Source organism: Pseudomonas sp. RSB 5.4 (assembly GCF_037126175.1).
GTDB lineage: Bacteria > Pseudomonadota > Gammaproteobacteria > Pseudomonadales > Pseudomonadaceae > Aquipseudomonas > Aquipseudomonas fluorescens_H.
Map to the genome: position 1 here is coordinate 25,543 of NZ_CP146986.1, position 18,528 is coordinate 44,070.

The window sequence follows — 18,528 nt, forward strand, 5'->3', positions numbered from 1 at the left end:
GTTTTTTGAGGGATCGCGCTGAGCAGACTATAAGAACTACTGGGCAATATCGTGTTCGTACCGGATGTGCGAACGCATAGAAACCGGTTTTGCTTATTTAAGGGATGCTCATGCTCGCAAGTCGGCACGTAGTACTGCGCGGTGGCGCCAGATGGCTGCTGGTCGCTGGTGTAATCAGCTATTCGACCTGGTCGATGGCGCTGGGGTTGGGGGACATCACTGTCCACTCGGCCCTCAATCAGCCGCTCAAGGCCGACATCGCCCTGGTGGATGCCGCTGGCCTCAGTGCCAGCGACCTCTCGGCCAGTCTGGCCACGGCGGATGAATTCGGTCGGGCCGGGGTCGAGCGGGTGTTCTTCCTCAATGACCTCAAGTTCACCCCGATCCTGCATGGCAATCGCCCGATGATCCGGGTGACCTCGCGCAAACCGGTCAATGAACCCTTTCTGAATTTTCTGGTGCAGCTCAATCAGCCCAATGGTCGTTTGTTGCGCGAGTACACGGTACTGATCGATCCGCCCGGATCGCCGGGTATCGTGCCGGCAACCGACGAGCCCGATCCACGTCCGCAATCTTCTGAATTTCCCACCGTCGAACCTGCCACGGCGGCGCCTCAGGCTGCTCAGGGCAAGCGCGACGCCGCCCCTTCAGCGCCACCCCCTCCGGCGGCGCCAGCCAACGATGCCGTGGCCGAGCAATTGGCGGCCAGCGTGTTGCTCAATCAGCAACTGCAAAAGACCGTCGAGGAACTCAACGCAAAACTGCAGGCGCAGGATGTCCAGTTGGCCGACGGCAAAAAGCAGATCAATGATCTGCAAACGCGTTTGAGTGAACTGCAACAGCCACCGGCACCGGCTGTCACGCCGCCAACACCTGCGCCGGTCACCACCGCGCCTGAAGCTGCCGACGATGGCCTCAACTGGCCGTTGCTCGGTGGCTTGCTGGTGCTGCTGGGGCTGTTGGGGGGAGGGCTTTTCTTCCGTCGTCGGCGCAAACCGGCACAGGACGCGACACCGTTGGCGGCGCTGCCGGCCAGCCAGCCCATCGATCCTGAAGACCCGCCAACCGCGCAATCGGCGAGCATCAACATAGCCACCGAACACCGTGAGGAGCCGGTGGCGGGCGATGTGCTGGAAGCGGTGGGGATCTATCTGGCCTATGGGCGTCTGAGCGAGGCGGTCGGGCTGTTGCGCAATGCCATGGACAAGGAACCGGAGCGCACCGAGCTGGGAGTGCAATTGCTCGAAGTGTTGGGGCGGCAGGGGGACAGCGCGGCTTATGCACAGCAGGAAAGTCGCCTGCGTGATGCCGGGGTGGATCCTCAGCAACTGGCCGCGATCCGTGAGCGGCATCCGAAATTGCACAGCGCTGCTCCGATAGCGCCGGTGTTGCCGATTGTCGCGGCTGCCGCAATGGTTGCTCCTGCGCCAGAGGATGATTTCGAATTGAATCTGGGTGAATTGTCGATGGCGTCCAGTTGGGATCTTGAGGACAGTCATTCGGCACCTGAGCCGCCGGCAGATCTGTCTGCATCGAATTCCGGTCTCGAGGTGCTGCCAGCGGACTTCGAGTTGCCGAAAACAGTGGCCAGCGAAGAGACGGAGCTGGAGTGGATTCCCGAACCGGACGCACAGCCGCTGGACGACGACTTTCTCAACGAGTTCGCTGATCCGGAGCAGTCGCTGACCCTGGAGCCGCTGAATCTTCAGACCGACGAGCCTGAACCCGCAGCCGGGTCGGGGAAACTCGAACAGGCGCAGACCTGTATTGATGACGGCGATATCGACAGCGCCATTACCTTGCTCAATGAGTTGCTCAAGGAAGGGGATGAGCCCCTCAAGCAAACCGCCAGAACCTTGTTGGCGGGGATTCGCTGATCTGCGTGTCATTGGCTGATGCACTGGCCGCTCTGACGCCTTCGCGAGCAAGCCCGCTCCCACAATGGAACGCATTCCAACTGTGGGAGCGGGCTTGCTCGCGAAGGCGTCAGGGCAGGCAATATCAATCCACCTGAGCACTCAAAACGTCTGCCCCAGATTCAGATAAACCGCCTGCTCATTCGCATCATTCAAGCCATACGTGAAATTCAGCGGCCCCAACGGCGTATCGAAGCCGATAAACACGCTGGCGGCATTGATGTAGCCACTGTCGAATTCATTGTCGTTGTTCCACGCCCGGCCACGTTCCAGCGAAGCTCCGGCATACAGCGGGAAATCCAGTGGCAGGTAAGCGCGCGGCGTCAGTCGGCGGTAATACACCGCACGCATCAGGCTGACGTTTTGCCCGGAAATCGAATCCTCGCGAAAGCCCGACAACTGCCGCGCACCGCCGAGCAGGAAGCTCGAAGTCACCACGTTGGCGTCGTCCAGCGTTCGGCCATAGCGCCCGCCGAGAATCAGCGTATCCGGGCCATGGCTCATGGCTTTGTCCAGCTTGAACTCCCATTGCCGGTAGCGCGTGTCCGAGCCCAGACCCGGTTCGAATTGCATCAGGGTCAGGCTGACGTCCTTGCCCTCGTGGGGGAAGTAGACGTTGTCCAGTGAGTCGAACGAGTACTTCAGCGAGTAGAAACCTTCGGTGAAGTTTTCGCTTGGCAGGTCCTGATCGCCGATTCGCACGTCGGCCTTGCCCCAGGCCTCGCCGACGCCGAAACGGATTTCGCCGTTGTTGCCGATCTGCCGGCCGAAGTTGAGGCCGAAACCATAGCGCTCCACGCGGTATTGGGCGATCGGATCGTTGTCGAGTACCGAGTCGACGTTTTGTGCTTCGAACGCAGCATACGGTGCGACGAAGTAGCGCGAGCCGACATCCAGCGGCTGGTAGAACTCGGTATACAGTTCCTGTTTGTCGCCGATCTGCGCCCGGGTCAGCCATTCCGCGCCGAGGCGATTGATGCCGTTGATGCGGTAACTGGCGCCGAGGTTGAAGGCGCTGTCGCCGCGCATGTCGTCCGACAGGTTCAGGCCGACTCGCAGGTAGTCGGTGCCGCTGCGTTTGCCACGGGCGCTGATCACCAGGGTGTGATCCTGGCCCTTGTGCACCACGCGATACTGCACCTGTTCGAAGTAATCGAGGCCGTACAGCGTGCCCATGTCCGAGTGCAGTCGGCCGAGGTCCAGCGGCTCGCCGATCGGCTGGCGGATGTAATAGCGGATCACCTCATCGCCGACTTTCGAATCATTTTCTACCCTGATCGCGGTGATGATGGGCCTGCGCTGCCCCGGAGCGCGGGCGGCATTCAGTTCGGCGTCCTGGGATTCGTGAGGTTTGAGCTGAGCGAGGCGGGCGTCGAGAATCCGCGTGGCGCGGTAACCGGCGTCGATCATCTCCTGGGCCTTGCCGAAATCGGTCACGCCGAACGCTGCCAGCGCCGGCTGGATCAGCACGTCGGTGGGCTTGAGGGCGGCCAGTTGCTCTTCGGAGTTGCGCCGGGTCATCAGGGTGATCGACTGGTTCAGCACGTCGACCACGGTGGTCAGTTGTTTGCGGTTGCGCAGCGGGGTGCCGATGTCGACCACGATTGCCACGTCGACACCCATCTCCCGCGCGACGTCGAGCGGGATGTTGTCAGTCATGCCACCGTCCACCAGCAGCCGCCCGTCCAGTTCCACCGGGGCGAACACTGCCGGAATCGACATGCTGGCGCGGATCACCTGCGGCAAGTGACCTTTGCGGAACACCACTTTTTCGCCACTGGCGATGTCGGTGGCCACGGCGCGGAACGGAATCGGCAGCTTGTCGAAATCGCGGGTGTCACTGGTATGCGCCAACAGGCTTTCCAGCAGCAGCGCCAGGTTCTGGCCCTGAATCACCCCCAACGGCAGGCCGAGGCTGCCGTCATCGCGAAAGCTCAGTTTCTGCTTCACCAGAAAATCACGGTCATCCTGCTTGCGGCGAAACGGTACGTCTTCTCGTGGCGGGGCGTCGGACAGTGCCTGCTGCCAGTCGATGTTCAGCGCGAGTTTTTCCAGTTCATCGATTTTGTAGCCCGAGGCGTACAGGCCGCCGACCACTGCGCCCATGCTGGTGCCGGCGATCGCGTCGATCTTGATGCCTTGTTCCTCGAGGGCCTTGAGCACGCCGATGTGCGCCAGGCCACGGGCGGCGCCACCGGACAGCACCAGGCCGACTTTGGGGCGGGGCGCTTCGGCGGCATGAACGCTGACATCAATAAAGAACGGCAGAAAGCCAAACAACAGGCAGAACAGCAAACGGCGCATGGTGAGTCTCGGGGCAAGCGATAAAGCCGGCTATTATAGCGGCGCCCTCTGTCTCAGGAGTTTCAGCGAACATGCGCGTCGCCAAAGCGGAAATCGTCATCACTTATTGCACCCAATGCCAGTGGCTGCTGCGCGCCGCGTGGCTGGCGCAGGAGTTGCTCAGCACCTTCGGCGACGACCTCGGCAAGGTCTCGCTGGTGCCGGGCACTGGCGGGGTGTTTCACATCAGCTGCGACGAAGTGCAGATCTGGGAGCGCAAGGCCGATGGCGGTTTTCCCGAGGCCAAGGTGCTCAAGCAGCGAGTCCGCGATCAGATCGACCCCGAGCGCGACCTCGGCCACAACGACCGCACTCAGTGAGACGCGGCTTCGGCAGCGACGGTTTTCTTTTCGGCGCTGCCTGACATCCGCGCCGAGACCACAATGGCGACGATGATCAGCGCGCCGCCGATCAGCATGCGCACGGTCGGGTTTTCATCGAACAGCAACCAGGCGATGGTGATGCCGTAAACCGGCTCCATGGCGAATACCACCGCGGCGGTGCGCGCCTTGATCACCGCGAGGCTGGCGACGAACAGGCTGTGGGCGACGCCGGTGCAGAACACCCCGAGCAGGCCGATCCACAGCCAGTCCAGGGCACGCACTTCGCTTAGCTGCGGGGCGGCGACCGGCAGCAGACACAGCGCGACCACCACGTTCTGGCACAGCGCGGCCTGCACCGCCGGGATGCGTCCGGAGCTGGCGCGGTTGGTCAGCGACAGCAGGGCGAACAGCAAGCCCGACAGCACCGCCCAGAGCAGCCCGGTGGTGGCGCCGCTGGCAAGGTCGAACGCCGGGGTCACCAGCACCAGACCGACACTGACCAGCACCACCAGCACGATTTCATTGGCGCGGATGCGTTCGCGGAAAATCAGCCCTTCGAGAATCACGGTGAACGCCGGGAAGCTGGCAAAACCCAAGGTCGCGATGGCGACGCCGGCGACCTTCACCGCGATGAAAAAACTCACCCAGTGCCCGGCCAGCAACACGCCGCTGAGCACCAGGCGCCGCCAGTCGACCGCCTGCAGTTTCTGCCAGCCGTTCTGGCTGGCGAAACGGGCGAAAAAGGCCAGGGCGAGCACGGCAAATGCAGCACGCCCGAAGACGATCACCGCCGGCGAGGCAGCCGCGAGTTTGCCGAACACGCCGGTCAGGCCGAACATCAGAGCGCCAATATGCAGAGCGCCGAGGGCGGTACGCGGAGTCATTGCAATCCTTAATCCGAACACAGTTTCAATGTTGCCCATTGAAACGTGTTGCGGCGCAGAAGTCTGTCGGCGAACTAGCGTTTTTTGTCGCAGGAGTCGCGGCGCAACTGCCCCGGTGAGGCGCCGAACTCGCGCAGCACCGCCGCCGCGAAGGCGCTCTGCGAACTGTAGCCGACCCGGCTGGCGATCTCGCCGATCGGCAGCGCCGTCTCGCGCAGCAGGCAGATCGCCTTGTGCAACCGCCGGCTGCGAATGTAGTCCATCGGCGTCTGCCCGCATTCGGCCATGAACCGCGCGTGCAACCGGGCGCTGGACAACCCGGCGATCTGCGCCAGATCGGCCACTTGCAGCGGGTAGGCGGCGTATTGCTCGATGTGCGCATCCAGCGCCGCGTAGGGCAGGCGACGCGCCGAGAGTTCGGCGGGTCTGGCCTGATTCAGGCTGGCGAGCAGCAACACCGCGCCTTGCTGGGCGATCAGCGGATCCGTGACCGGGCTGTTCGCCAGCCAGTTGACCAATTGGCTTTGCCCCGCATCCAGTGACAACCGCGCAGGCTGGTCGAGCAAGCGCTGACTAGCGTCGGCATGCTCGCCCAGCGAATCGTTCAGCCATTGCCCGTCGGGCACGTCCAGCACCAGACAACGACTGCCATCGGGGCTGCCGCAGGCGTGATGCGCGCCGCCGGGGATGACCACGAAACTCTGTTGGCGCACCTGGCTGCCCTGACCCTCAACTTCGAAATCCAGCGCGCCGGACAAACCGAACACCAGTTGGGCGTGTTCGTGGCTGTGGACGATCAGGTCGCGGGTGTACTGGCGCAGGGTGAGGATCGGGCGCATGGCAGAGGTCTCCGAAGTGAGCGCCAGTCTACACCGGGGCAAGGGGCTTGCGCGCTGTCACACGACTGACGCCTGCCTGTAATGGTCGATTCACCCGGCGGGCGCAAGCTGGCGAAAATATCGCAGAGGGTTGCCCATGACCAGCGCCGAGCTCGCCAAACCCAGCCGCAAACAACGGGTGCGTACCCTGTGGATTTCCGACGTGCACCTGGGCACGCGGGATTGCCAGGCCGAGCACCTGTCGCAATTTCTCAAGGGCTACCACGCCGACAAGATCTACCTGGTCGGTGACATCATCGACGGCTGGAAACTGCGTGGCGGCATGTACTGGCCGCAGGCGCACACCAACGTGATCCGCCGTCTGCTGACCATGAGCAAGCGCGGCACCGAGGTGATCTACGTCACCGGCAACCACGACGAATTCCTGCGGCGTTATTCGAAGCTGATCCTCGGCAACATCCAGTTGGTCGACGAGGCGGTGCATGTCACGGCGGATGGCCGGCATCTGCTGGTGATCCATGGCGATCAGTTCGACGTGATCACCCGTTATCACCGCTGGCTGGCCTTTCTCGGCGACTCGGCCTACGAATTCACCCTGACCCTCAACCGCTGGCTCAACCACTGGCGTGCCCGTTATGGCTACGGATACTGGTCGTTGTCGGCGTACCTCAAGCACAAGGTGAAGACCGCGGTGAGTTTCATCAGCGACTTCGAAGAAGCCATCGCCCACGAATGCGTGAAACGGGAATTGCACGGCGTAGTGTGCGGGCACATTCACCATGCCGAGATCCGCAAGGTGGGGGAGGTGGATTACCTCAATTGCGGCGATTGGGTGGAATCGTGCACAGCGTTGATCGAGCACTGGGACGGCTCGATCGAGCTGTATCGACTGGCGGATGCGCAAGCGCGCGAGGCGCAGCTCAAGGCGGTTAAGGTTGCCGAGATCGCCTAGACCCCAGATATCTCCTGTGGGAGGGGGCTTGCTCCCGAATGCGGTGTATCAGTAAGTACATGTTTATCTGACACACCGCCTTCGGGAGCAAGCCCCCTCCCACATTGATCTGTGGTGTTCTCAGGCCGGGGAGTGTTCTTCCATCGCCGCCTTGTAGATCGAGTGCTTCGGCTGCGCAAACAGCCGCTCCATCATCGGTTCGAAGAAGCTCAGCGGCAGGGTTTCATACGCCGGATCGAATGCCGCCGCATCGTACCTGGCGCAGAATTCCGCCGTCGCCTGATACTGCGGATGCGCGGCGAATTGCTCGCGCAGATGCCGATCCATGCCCAGGTGATGGAAGAAGTAATAACCCTGAAAGATGCCGTGCTTCTCGACCATCCACAGATTCTCGGCACTGACGAACGGTTTGAGAATCGCCGCGGCGATGTCCGGGTGGTTGTAGGAACCGAGGGTGTCGCCGATGTCATGCAGCAGCGCACAGACCACGTATTCCTCGTCGCGGCCATCGCGATAGGCGCGGGTCGCGGTTTGCAGGGAATGGGTCAGGCGATCCACCGGGAAGCCACCGAAGTCACCTTCCAGCAACTTCAGGTGTGCGACGATCCGCGACGGCAATTGCCGGGCGTAGGCACTGAAGTCGGCGGCGATGATCGCCCAGTCTTCCTGGGTGCCGTCCTGCATGTGGGTGAAGCGGGCATTGGCGTTCATCGGCAAGCCTCCGGGTGTGTCGGGATTCAGAACGCCACGCGACCAAGGATCATGTCGCGGTACATGACGAAGTCGCCCAGCAGGCTGTACAACGGATGCTGGAAAGTCGCCGGGCGGTTCTTTTCAAAGAAGAAGTGGCCGACCCAGGCAAAGCTGTAACCGGCCAGCGGCAGGGCCAGCAACAGCAACCAGGCACCTTTGGCGATGGTCATGGCCAGGATGAAAATCACCAGCGTGGTGCCGATGAAGTGCAAGCGGCGGCAGGTGCTGTTGGCGTGTTCGCTGAGGTAATACGGATAGAACTCGGCGAAAGTGTTGAATTGCTTGATGTTTTCCACGACTGCGATCTCTGTGGTTATTGTTCTGATGGCAACTTGTTCGGCGGGTAGCTTATTTGAGTCTAGAGTGAACAGTGGCATCAGCCAGTGACAATGGGCGCCACTTTAGTATCCTTCGCAAATCGGGTCGTAACATGCGATCCATCATGTAAAAGAATAACGCCATGAGCGAACGAACGACTTCTGCAAGCTGGGCGATGGGGATTGTCAAAGCATTGGAGATGGACGGCCTGGATTGCCGGGTTCTGTTCAAGCAACTGGGGCTCGATTACGCCGCCTTGGACGATCCTGATGCGCGCTTCCCGCAAGATTCCATGACCCGGCTCTGGCAACGGGCGGTCGAGCTGTCGGGCAATCCGGCGATCGGCCTGAACATGGGCAAGGTGGTGCGACCGGCGTCGTTCCATGTCGCCGGTTATGCGCTGATGTCGAGCAACACCCTGGCCGAAGGCTTTCAGCGTCTGGTGCGTTATCAGCGGATCATCGCCGAAAGCGCCGACCTGAGTTTTCGCCTGCTCGAAGAAGGCTATGCGCTGATTCTGACGGTGCATGGCGATCACCTGCCACCGACCCGGCAGAGCGCCGAAGCCTCGCTGGCCTGTGCGCTGGGCCTGTGCGGCTGGTTGACCGGGCGCACCCTGCACCCGGTCAAAATGCTGTTCCAGGGCGACGAGCCCGCGGACCTGCAACCCTACAAACAAGCCTTCCATGCCCCGCTGATATTCAACGCGCCTTACGATGCGTTGATTTTCGAACGGGCCGACATGGAAGCGCCGCTGCCCACCGCCAATGAAGCCATGGCGCTGTTGCATGACCGGTTTGCCGGAGAATACCTGGCGCGATTCTCTGAAAGTCGCGTGACCCACAAGGCGCGACAAGTGTTGTGCCGCTTGTTGCCCCAGGGTGAACCCAAGCGCGATACCGTGGCGCAGACCCTGCATCTGTCGCAGCGCACCTTGCAGCGGCGCTTGCAGGAGGAGGGCACGAGTTTTCAGCAATTGCTCGATGACACCCGTCGCGAACTGGCCGAACAATATTTGGCACAGCCAGGCATGACCCTGCTGGAGATTGCTTATCTGCTGGGGTTTGCCGACCCGAGCAACTTCTTCCGCGCGTTCCGTCGCTGGTTCGATACCACGCCCGGCGATTACCGGGCGCGGCTGTTGCAGGCGCCGATCAGTGACGCCAAAAGGCCGGAATACACAGCACAAATACCGTAATGATCTCCAGTCGGCCGAGCAGCATGCCGAACGACAGGATCCACTTGGCCGCATCCGGCAGCGTCGAGAAATTGCCCGCCGGGCCAATGGTCTCGCCCAGCCCCGGGCCGACGCCGGATACGGTACTGGCGGCACCGGTCAGTGCGGTCATCCAGTCGACGCCGAGCAGCGACAGCAGCAGGGCGATCACGCAGATGGTGATGGCGAAGAAGAACGAAAAGGTCAGGATCGAGCGCACGATCTCTTCGTCGAGCCGATGCCCGTTGTATTTCTGCTTGATCACCGCGCGCGGGTGGATCAACTGGTTAAGGTTGGCCTTGAGCAGGATGTAGGCGACCTGGAAGCGAAAGATCTTGATCCCGCCCGCCGTCGAGCCGGAGCAGCCGCCGACAAAGCCCAGATAGAAAAACAGCATCAGCGAGAAATTGCCCCACAGGCTGTAGTCGCCGAGGGCGAAGCCGGTGGTGGTGACGACCGAGGTCACGTTCAGTGCCACATGCCGCAGCGCGTCCAGCCAATGCAGGTCGGTGGTCCACCAGTACCAGGTGCCGAGCACCAGCCAGGTCACCAGCAACATCCCGAGCAAACCCTGCACCTGCTGATCCTTGATCAACGCCTTGCGATTGCCACGCATGGTCGCGACGTACAGGGTGAACGGCAGACTGCCGAGGATCATGATCACCACGGCGACCCAGTGCACCGCCGGTTGTGTCCACTTCGCCAGTGACTGGTCGGAGGTCGAGAAGCCGCCGGTGGAAATCGCCGACATCGCATGATTGATCGCATCGAACGGGCTCATCCCGGCCCACCAGAACGCCAGGCTGCCGAGGATGGTGATGCCGACGTACGCTGCCACAATCAGGCGCGCCACCATGTGCGAGCGCGGCATGACCTTTTCCGAACGGTCGGACGATTCGGTCTGGAACAGGCGCATGCCACCGATACGCAGCAACGGCAGAATCGCCACTGCCATACCGATGAAGCCGATACCGCCGAGCCAGTGCAGCAGCGAGCGCCACATCAGAATTCCCGGAGACATGGTGTCCAGACCGCTGAGCACGGTCGAGCCGGTGGCGGTGATGCCGGACATGCTTTCAAAGAATGAGTCGGTGTAGCTGATGTGCTGGGTCAGCAAAAACGGCAGCGCGGCGAAAATGCACACCACCAGCCAGCTGCTGACGGTCAGCAGGTACATGTCGCGCGGGCGCAGATGAATGTGTTCGGGGCGACCGGGGATCACCAGTGCGAGGCCGGCGACGAAGGTGATCATGCTCGCCCAGAGGAACGACGGCAGATCGCCGGTGCGCTCGAAAATCACCAGGGTGGCCATGGGCACGACCATGGCGATGGCCAGGGTGATCAGGAAGATGCCGATGATGAAACCAATGATCCGTAAGGTCGGCAACGCCATGAAGTCCGCTCGGGCTGATGTAGGAAGGGCGCCATTCTACCCGTGGGGCAGGGCATGTAAACCGGCACCCTGTTGCCGGATACCGCTAGAATAGCCGCACATTTTTCTCTGGAGGTGGCCGATGCAGGCTCTCGACGCTTTGCTCAACCGTGTTTCCGTTCCACGCCTGGTCGAACCGGCCCCTACCGCCGAGCAGCGCGAAGCCCTGTTTGGCGCAGCCCTGCGCGCGCCGGATCACGGCCACCTGCAGCCGTATCGTTTCCTCACCGTCGAAGGCGCGGCGCGCGAGCAAATGGGCGAGTTGCTGGCCGAAGCAGCGCAGATGCAGGAAGGCGAAGTCACTGAAGCGATGATCGACAAGGCGCGCAACGGCCCGCTGCGTGCGCCGCTGGTGGTCGTGGTCATCGCGAAACTGCAGGAACACGTCAAGTATCCGATGTCCGAGCAGTTGCTGGCGGCGGGTTGTGCGGCGCACGGGATTTTGCTGGCGGCGTATGCGCAGGGAATTGGTGCGGTGTGGCGTACCGGTGATCTGGCCTATTCGGCGCACGTGGCCAAAGGCTTGGGCCTGGCTGAAGGCGAGCAGGTGATTGCCTTCCTGTACCTCGGCACGCCGCAGAAAGAACCGCGTGTGGCGGAGAAGGTTGATCTGGCTGAGTTTGTCAGCGCCTGGCCGGGCAAGGCCTGAGCCTTTGATGTCCATGTGGGAGGGGGCTTGCTCCCGAAAGCGGCGTATCAGACAAAACTATGTTGCCTGACACACTGCCTTCGGGAGCAAGCCCCCTCCCACATTTGTTTTTACGGCTGCACGACGGCGCCCGGCGCCAACGGCAATTCCAGACTGGCGACAAACCCGCCGTCTGGATGATTGGCCAGCGTCAGGCTCCCGCCATGCCGCTCCGCCGCGCGCTTGGCAATCGCCAGGCCCAGGCCATGCCCGGCCGCGGTCTGCCCCGGCGCCCGGTAAAAGGGTTCTCCCAACTGGCTCAGATGCTCGGCCTGCACACCCGGCCCGTGGTCGCGCACACTCACCACAATTCGTTCGCCCTGACGCGTGGCTTGCATTTGGATTGCCTGACCCACCGGGTTGAAGCGTTGGGCGTTGCGCAGCAAGTTGTCGACGGCGCGCTCGATCATGGTCGGCCAGCCTTTGAGGTTCAGCTGCGGCTCGGCCTCCAGGCGCACCGTCTGCTCTGGCGAGCCAAGCTGCGCATCCTTTTGCAGAGTGCCCAGCAGTGCATTCAGATCCACTTCTTCAGCACTGGCATTGTCGGCATCGACCCGTGCCAGCACCAGAATTTCACTGATCAGCGCTTCCAGGCGATCACATTCGCGGGTCAGGCGTGGCCATAGTTTTTCCCGTTCTTCCGGGTTGGCCCGCTCTGCCAGTGCCAGCGCAATGCGCAGCCGCGCTAAAGGTGAGCGCAATTCGTGGGATACGTCGCGCAGCAACTGGCGCTGACTGCTGATCAGGCTTTGCAGGCGCGCGCCCATGCGGTTGAAGTCGGTGGCCAGTACGCCAAATTCATCGCGACGGTTGGCCAGTTTTGCCAGACTGTTCTGCTGATAGGTGGTCTGCCCCAGATCATGCACGGCACCGCGCAAGCGGCTGAGCGGGCGGGTGATCGAGAAGGTCACCAGCAAGCTGAACAGGGTCAGCACCACCAGCGCGATGCCCAGTGCACTGAGTGGCCAGAGCAGGCTTTCGCGGTGCCAGGCGTCGAGTTCCGGGTGCGGGATGCGGAAGATGAACAGGTAGGTGTCGCCGGTTTTGTCGCTGGTGAACTCGTCGGTGAGACGGCGCCATGGCAGGCGTCGGTCGTCGTTGTTCTGCCGGGCCTCAAATGCCGCGGCGCGACGCGGGAAGGTGCCGCGTACTACCGGGTCGCCGCTTTCGTTCAGTACCTGGACGTCGATGTGATATTGGCGTTTGCGTTGTTCGAGGATGTCCTGCGCGGCGTCTTCGCCCTGTGCTTCGTAGGTTTGCGTCCATTCGGCGGCCAAGGTGTTGAGACCCGGATGGCGGCTGAGTATCCACGCGTCCTGATTGAGCATGTGCCCGAGCAGAATCGAAAGCCCCGCCACCAGAGCGATGGCCAGCCAGAAACTCGCGAGAATACGCCAGAACAATGAACGCACAGAAAATCCTCAATCAAACAAAAACTCAACAATGTGGGAGCGGGCTTGCTCGCGAATGCGGTGCGTCAGTCAACATTGCCTTGTCTGATACACCGCATTCGCGAGCAAGCCCGCTCCCACATTTGGATTGAGTCGCAACAGACCCGACGGCGGTTAGCCGTCGGGTCCGGGTTATCGCATTATTGCGCCTTTTGCGGCTGTTGCGCTTTCCACGCTTTGAACTCGGCCCATTCGGCGCGGCGTTCAGCCTGTTTTTTCTGGATTTCGTCGAATTTCTTCTGTTGATCCGGTTTCAGCAGGTTGCGTACGTCGTCCTGGGCTTTCTTGTGGTTGGCCGCCATCTCGTCCTTCATGGCCTTCTGGTCAGCCGGCGAGAGTTTTTCCAGGTACTTCTCGACGACCTGGCGACGCTCGTGCATCTGCTCGCCCATGATCTTGCGGATCTGTTCGCGCTGTTCGCGGGACAGGTCGAGTTGGCTGTACGGGCCTTTGCCGTGCATGCCGTGCATCTGACCGCCGTGGCGTGCACCGTCCATCGGGCCACCCATCGGGCCGCCATCCTGTGGCACAGCCATGGCGACGGTTGGCAGAGCGGCAGCGAACATCAGAGCGATAAGAGTCTTGCGCATGGTGTATCTCCTTGTCTCGTTCCCGGTACGTTCCGGATGAGTACAGATTACGGAGATCAAGGTCAGCGGCGGTCAGCGCTGCGTAAAGCTTGGGTAAAGACGCTTCGGTCCTGACCTGACAAATATCACTGGCAAGCTCCCTCGCCACAGAGCAGCAAACGGTTTAAAGGCTGTAGTAGTAGCCGCGGCTGCGCAGGGCGACGATGCGTGGGCGGCCGTCGGGGTGCGGGCCGATCTTCTTGCGCAGGTTGCTGACGTGCATGTCGAGGCTACGGTCGTACAGGGTCAGCTTACGGCCCAAGGCCAGTTGCGCCAGTTCCTGCTTGTCCAGTGGCTCGCCGGGCTGCTTGAGCAGGGCTTCGAGCAAGCGGCTTTCGGAAACGGTGAGGGTCAGCTCTTTCTCGTCGATGCTGACCACGCCGCGCACCGGGCTGAAGCTCAGGTCGCCAAGCTCGAGTTGGGTCGACACGGCGGCCGGGTGACTGCGGCGCAGCACGGCGCGCAGACGCGCGGTGAGCTCACGCGGATCGCAGGGTTTGGCCAGATAATCATCCGCGCCCAACTCCAGACCGAGAATGCGATCCAGCGGTTCGCCCCGGGCCGAAAGCATCAGCACCGGCAGATCGGCGTGTTCGCTGCGCAGTTGCTTGAGCAGCTCCAGGCCGCTGCCGTCGGGCAGCATCACGTCCAGCACCACGGCTGCGGGCGCCATCTCGGCCAGCGCCTTGCGCGCACTCTGGCCGTCGTGGCAGGCACGCACCTGGAAGCCTTCCTGGCTCAGCCAGCTACTCAAGAGTTCGCACAACTCCTGGTCATCATCAATCAGTAACAGCTCGCTCATGACTCACTCAATTTAGCCATTGCCGACGTTTTCGGCTTGCTCCACTGGCAAAGATACCGCAGAGCAGCGCCAATAGCGCTACTCCGGCGCCTGTGACGAACCATTGCTGCTGTTCGGTCAACAGACGCGGCAACGGACTGGCCTGGGCTTCCTTGAGTTGCAGCTTCAGGCGCTGATTCTCCTGGCGCAACCGGGCAAGCTGAGCGCTTTCGCGTGCGTTGTCGGCATTTTGCAGTTGTTTGTTCAGTTCTTCTCGCTGTTGCTCACTGGCCTTGAGGCGCTGCTGCAACTCGGTGATCTGGCTGCCGGCACTCAATGACAGCGGCGTGGAATTGCCGCTTTCAGTGGTTTCCTCACCATGGGCGGGCGCCATGATCGACAACGTGACCCACATCAGACACAACGGACCCTTGCGCATCGCGATTCCTGCTTGCAAATGGATATTGGGCAGGTTGTCGGCAGGCAAACGAGAATAATGAGCGATTGAGAGCGGTGAGAGGCGGGAAGGTTCAGTGCCAGAGGCAATGCAGAGTTAAGGCACCTGTTGAAACTGTGGCGAGGGAGCTTGCTCCCGCTGGACTGCGCAGCAGTCCCATTGCCTTTGAAAAGCGGGGCCGCTGCGCGACCCAGCGGGAGCAAGCTCCCTCGCCACAAGGTTGCCTCTTTATGGGAGGACTTGCTTGAACGGTTTGACGATCACATTGGCGTACACACCGGCGGCGATGTACGGGTCGGCGTCGGCCCAGGCTTGAGCGGCGCTCAGGGAGTCGAACTCGGCGACGATCAGGCTGCCGGTGAAACCCGCAGCGCCCGGATCATTGCTGTCGACTGCCGGGTGCGGGCCGGCCAGCACGATGCGGCCTTCGCCCTTGAGCACTTGCAGGCGTTCGAGGTGGGCCGGGCGTGCGGCGAGGCGCGCTTCGAGCGAGTTGGCGACGTCGGTGGCAATGATTGCGTAGAGCATGTCAGTCCTCGGTTTTTGGCGTTGTGGTATCGGCGTCGTGCAGGTGGCGGGACAGGTAGATGCCCTGACCGACCAGGAACAGCAAGGTCATGCCCAGGCTGCCGAACACCTTGAAGTCGACCCAGATGCTCTGGAAGGTGAAGGCCACGAACAGGTTGGCAGCCCCGCAGAACAGGAAGAAAGCGATCCAGGCGATGTTCAGACGGGTCCAGACCGGATCCGGCAGGGTCAGCGCGTGGCCCATGATGCGTTTGATCAGCAGGCGGTCACCGATGAAGTGGCTGCCGATAAAGGCCAGGGCGAACAGCCAGTTGACCACCGGAGCTTTCCATTTGAGGAAGGTCTCGCTGTGGAAAGCCAGGGTCAGACTGCCGAAAACCAGACAGGCGATCAGCGTCAGCCACTGGCTCTTTTCCAGCTTGCGCTGTTTGATGAAAAGCGCGCCGTAGACCACCAGGGAGCTGATGATCAGCATCGCGGTGGCGCTGTAAATGCCGCCTACAGTCACTTCATGGCCGGCAACGTCGACCACCCGCGGATCAAGTTTGTAAACGATGAAAAACAGCAGAAGCGGGATGAAATCGATGAATTGTTTCACAGTGAGAGCCAGAAGCTGGATGTGGCGGCATAATAACAAACATATGGGCGCGCGATAGCGCCAGCTGATTTGAGGTTACAACTCCCCGTGAATGTTGATTTGCACTGCCACAGCACGGCCTCCGATGGCGCCCTGGCGCCTGCGGTTCTGGTCGCGCGTGCGTTCGAAAACGGCGTGCGAGTCCTGGCATTGACCGACCACGACACCCTCGAAGGCCTCGCCGAAGCGCGCAGCGCCGCCGAAGGCCTGGGCATGCAACTGGTCAATGGCGTCGAACTGTCCTGCACCTGGGGCGGCGCGACCATCCACGTGCTGGGCTACGGTTTCGACGTCAACGCCGCGCCACTGGTCGAGGCCATCGCCCGATTGCACGATGGCCGCTGGCTGCGGTCGGAAGAGATAAGCCGCAAGCTTGGCCTCAAAGGTATGCCCGGTGCCCTCGAAGGCGCCCGGCAGATTCAGCAGGAACTGGGCGATAGCGGCAATGCGCCAGCCCGCCCGCATTTCGCTGACTGGATGGTGCGTGAAGGTTTTGTAAAGGATCGTGCCGAGGCATTCCGCAAATGGCTCGGCGCCGGCAAGCTGGGTGACGTCAAACAGCACTGGCCGACCCTGGAAGACACCGTCGGCACCCTGCGCGCCGCGGGGGCGTGGGTCAGTCTGGCGCATCCGTGGCACTACGATTTCACCCGCAGCAAGCGCCGAAAGCTGATTGCCGACTATATTCAAGCGGGCGGGCATGCAATCGAAGTGGTCAATGGCCATCAGCCCGCGGAACAGGTCGGCAGCCTGGCAATCCTTGCCCGTGAGTTCGGTCTGCTGGTCAGCGCCGGCAGTGATTTCCATGGCCCTGGTGGCTGGTCCGAGATTGGCCAGTACCGGCCGGTTCCCGAGGACCTTCCACCCCTGTGGTGTCGGTTCAAACATGACACAGATATTGCCGCCGTCTGAACAGGTAGAGAATGTGAGTCAATTTTTCCAGATCCATCCGGAAAACCCGCAAGCGCGCCTGATCAAACAGGCAGTCGAGATCATCCGCAAGGGCGGGGTGGTGATTTATCCCACGGACTCTTCCTACGCCATCGGTTGCCAGATCGGCGACAAGACGGCCATCGAGCGTGTGCGACGTCTGCGTCAGCTCGACGAGAAGCACAACTTCGCGCTGATCTGTAGCGACCTGTCGCAACTGGGTAACTACGCCAAGATCGACACCGGCACCTTCCGCATTCTCAAGGCACATCTGCCGGGGCCTTACACCTTTATTCTCAACGCCACCCGCGAAGTGCCACGGCTGCTGCTGCACCCGAAAAAACGCACCATCGGTCTGCGGGTGCCGAGTCATCCGATTGCTCTGGCATTGCTGGCGGAACTCGGCGAGCCGCTGATGAGCGTGACCCTGATCATGCCCGGCGATGAAGATCCGCTGAGCGATCCGTACGAAATGCGCCAATTGCTTGAACATCAGGTCGACCTGATCATCGACGGCGGTTTCGGCGGGATCAAGGCGTCCACCGTGATTGACCTGACCGGCGACGACCCGGAGGTGATCCGCGTCGGTTGCGGCGACCCCGCGCCGTTCATGGTCGAGGCCTGAATGTCCGCAGTGGAAACCGTTGTCGATCCCCAGGCCGGCGCCCAGCAGGAACTGCCGTTTGCCATGGTCTATGGCCAGGCGGTCATGGAAATGCCGCTGGACTTGTACATCCCGCCGGATGCGCTGGAAGTCTTTCTCGAAGCCTTCGAAGGCCCGCTCGACCTGCTGCTGTACCTGATCCGCAAACAGAACATCAACATCCTCGACATTCCGGTGGCGGAAATCACTCGCCAGTACATGGGTTATGTCGAGCTGATGCAGTCGGTGCGCCTGGAGCTGGCCGCCGAATACCTGGTAATGGCCGCGATGCTGGCCGAGATCAAGTCGCGGATGCTCCTGCCGCGCGCCGAAACCGTCGAAGAAGAAGAGGACGACCCGCGCGCCGAGCTGATCCGGCGCTTGCAGGAATACGAGCGCTTCAAGGCTGCCGCCGAAGGTATCGACGGCCTGAGCCGGGTCGGTCGCGACGTGGTGGTGCCCAAGCTTGACGCCCCGGAAGCCCGGGCACGCAAGCTGTTGCCGGATGTCGCGCTGCAAGAGATCTTGATGTCGATGGCCGAGGTGCTGCGCCGGGGCGACATGTTCGAGAGCCACCAGGTCAGCCGCGAGGCGCTGTCGACCCGCGAGCGCATGAGCGATGTGCTGGAACGGCTCAAGGGCGGTGGTTTTGTGCCGTTCGTCGAACTGTTCACTGCCGAGGAAGGTCGCCTCGGTGTGGTGGTGACCTTTATGGCGATCCTTGAACTGGTCAAGGAATCCTTGGTCGAGCTGGTGCAGAATGAGCCGTTCGCCGCGATCCACGTGCGAGCCCGAGCCGAATAACGAG

Annotated in this window: 20 protein-coding genes; 8 read left to right on the forward strand and 12 right to left on the reverse strand. The window is 61.8% G+C overall.

Annotated elements, in window-relative coordinates:
- Window positions 1-110: 110 nt before the first annotated feature.
- A complete protein-coding gene (locus V9L13_RS00070) occupies window positions 111-1,877 on the forward strand; it encodes a FimV/HubP family polar landmark protein (protein ID WP_338801106.1) in 1,767 nt (588 codons plus the stop codon).
- A gap of 141 nt (window positions 1,878-2,018) precedes the next feature.
- Here V9L13_RS00070 and V9L13_RS00075 read toward each other — a convergent pair whose 3' ends face one another.
- Window positions 2,019-4,220, reverse strand: coding sequence for a patatin-like phospholipase family protein (locus tag V9L13_RS00075; protein ID WP_338801107.1), 2,202 nt, complete (start codon window positions 4,218-4,220; stop codon window positions 2,019-2,021).
- 71 nt (window positions 4,221-4,291) lie between these two features.
- On the opposite strand from V9L13_RS00075, the gene V9L13_RS00080 reads away from it, so the two are divergent.
- Window positions 4,292-4,579: a SelT/SelW/SelH family protein gene (locus tag V9L13_RS00080; protein WP_338801108.1), complete on the forward strand. Its 288-nt coding sequence runs from the start codon at window positions 4,292-4,294 to the stop codon at window positions 4,577-4,579.
- Here the strand turns inward: V9L13_RS00080 and V9L13_RS00085 are convergent.
- A complete protein-coding gene (locus tag V9L13_RS00085) occupies window positions 4,573-5,466 on the reverse strand; it encodes a DMT family transporter (protein ID WP_338801109.1) in 894 nt (297 codons plus the stop codon). The genes V9L13_RS00080 and V9L13_RS00085 overlap by 7 nt on opposite strands.
- Window positions 5,467-5,540: 74 nt before the next feature.
- Window positions 5,541-6,305, reverse strand: a complete 765-nt coding sequence (locus V9L13_RS00090; protein ID WP_338801110.1) for an AraC family transcriptional regulator — start codon at window positions 6,303-6,305, stop codon at window positions 5,541-5,543.
- Window positions 6,306-6,441: 136 nt separating this feature from the next.
- Here V9L13_RS00090 and V9L13_RS00095 point away from each other — a divergent pair, with 136 nt between their 5' ends.
- Window positions 6,442-7,257, forward strand: coding sequence for a UDP-2,3-diacylglucosamine diphosphatase (locus V9L13_RS00095; RefSeq protein ID WP_338801111.1), 816 nt, complete (start codon window positions 6,442-6,444; stop codon window positions 7,255-7,257).
- A gap of 120 nt (window positions 7,258-7,377) precedes the next feature.
- Here V9L13_RS00095 and V9L13_RS00100 read toward each other — a convergent pair whose 3' ends face one another.
- Window positions 7,378-7,968: an HD domain-containing protein gene (locus V9L13_RS00100; protein ID WP_247840246.1), complete on the reverse strand. Its 591-nt coding sequence runs from the start codon at window positions 7,966-7,968 to the stop codon at window positions 7,378-7,380.
- 26 nt (window positions 7,969-7,994) lie between these two features.
- Window positions 7,995-8,306: a DUF962 domain-containing protein gene (locus V9L13_RS00105; protein WP_003222750.1), complete on the reverse strand. Its 312-nt coding sequence runs from the start codon at window positions 8,304-8,306 to the stop codon at window positions 7,995-7,997.
- A gap of 164 nt (window positions 8,307-8,470) precedes the next feature.
- Between V9L13_RS00105 and V9L13_RS00110 the strand changes: the two genes are divergently transcribed.
- Window positions 8,471-9,526 (forward strand): AraC family transcriptional regulator, encoded by a 1,056-nt coding sequence (locus tag V9L13_RS00110; protein WP_338801112.1) that lies wholly within the window; start codon window positions 8,471-8,473, stop codon window positions 9,524-9,526.
- Here the strand turns inward: V9L13_RS00110 and V9L13_RS00115 are convergent.
- Window positions 9,483-10,937 (reverse strand): TrkH family potassium uptake protein, encoded by a 1,455-nt coding sequence (locus V9L13_RS00115; RefSeq protein ID WP_338801113.1) that lies wholly within the window; start codon window positions 10,935-10,937, stop codon window positions 9,483-9,485. The two genes, V9L13_RS00110 and V9L13_RS00115, sit on opposite strands and share 44 nt — an antisense overlap.
- A gap of 121 nt (window positions 10,938-11,058) precedes the next feature.
- Between V9L13_RS00115 and V9L13_RS00120 the strand changes: the two genes are divergently transcribed.
- Complete coding sequence (locus tag V9L13_RS00120) at window positions 11,059-11,625, forward strand: nitroreductase family protein (protein ID WP_338801114.1); 567 nt, start codon at window positions 11,059-11,061, stop codon at window positions 11,623-11,625.
- A gap of 110 nt (window positions 11,626-11,735) precedes the next feature.
- On the opposite strand, the gene V9L13_RS00125 is transcribed toward V9L13_RS00120, so the two are convergent.
- The 6 genes from V9L13_RS00125 to V9L13_RS00150 all read right to left on the reverse strand — a co-directional run bounded on the left by V9L13_RS00125 (window position 11,736) and on the right by V9L13_RS00150 (window position 16,108).
- Window positions 11,736-13,076: a HAMP domain-containing sensor histidine kinase gene (locus V9L13_RS00125; protein WP_338801115.1), complete on the reverse strand. Its 1,341-nt coding sequence runs from the start codon at window positions 13,074-13,076 to the stop codon at window positions 11,736-11,738.
- 179 nt (window positions 13,077-13,255) lie between these two features.
- Entirely contained in the window at window positions 13,256-13,705 is a 450-nt protein-coding gene (locus tag V9L13_RS00130) for a Spy/CpxP family protein refolding chaperone (RefSeq protein WP_338801117.1), read from the reverse strand.
- A gap of 163 nt (window positions 13,706-13,868) precedes the next feature.
- A complete protein-coding gene (locus V9L13_RS00135) occupies window positions 13,869-14,546 on the reverse strand; it encodes a response regulator transcription factor (RefSeq protein WP_003222757.1) in 678 nt (225 codons plus the stop codon).
- Window positions 14,547-14,553: 7 nt separating this feature from the next.
- A complete protein-coding gene (locus tag V9L13_RS00140) occupies window positions 14,554-14,964 on the reverse strand; it encodes a hypothetical protein (RefSeq protein WP_003222759.1) in 411 nt (136 codons plus the stop codon).
- Window positions 14,965-15,210: 246 nt separating this feature from the next.
- Window positions 15,211-15,510, reverse strand: coding sequence for a YciI family protein (locus tag V9L13_RS00145; RefSeq protein ID WP_007966019.1), 300 nt, complete (start codon window positions 15,508-15,510; stop codon window positions 15,211-15,213).
- Window position 15,511: 1 nt separating this feature from the next.
- Window positions 15,512-16,108, reverse strand: coding sequence for a septation protein A (locus V9L13_RS00150; RefSeq protein WP_003222764.1), 597 nt, complete (start codon window positions 16,106-16,108; stop codon window positions 15,512-15,514).
- A gap of 87 nt (window positions 16,109-16,195) precedes the next feature.
- Here V9L13_RS00150 and V9L13_RS00155 point away from each other — a divergent pair, with 87 nt between their 5' ends.
- From V9L13_RS00155 to V9L13_RS00165, 3 genes are all read left to right on the forward strand, one after another.
- Entirely contained in the window at window positions 16,196-17,059 is an 864-nt protein-coding gene (locus tag V9L13_RS00155) for a PHP domain-containing protein (protein WP_103483893.1), read from the forward strand.
- Between the two features lie 13 nt (window positions 17,060-17,072).
- Window positions 17,073-17,702: an L-threonylcarbamoyladenylate synthase gene (locus tag V9L13_RS00160; protein WP_007966016.1), complete on the forward strand. Its 630-nt coding sequence runs from the start codon at window positions 17,073-17,075 to the stop codon at window positions 17,700-17,702.
- A gap of 123 nt (window positions 17,703-17,825) precedes the next feature.
- A complete protein-coding gene (locus V9L13_RS00165) occupies window positions 17,826-18,524 on the forward strand; it encodes a ScpA family protein (protein ID WP_177434745.1) in 699 nt (232 codons plus the stop codon).
- Window positions 18,525-18,528 lie beyond the last annotated feature (4 nt).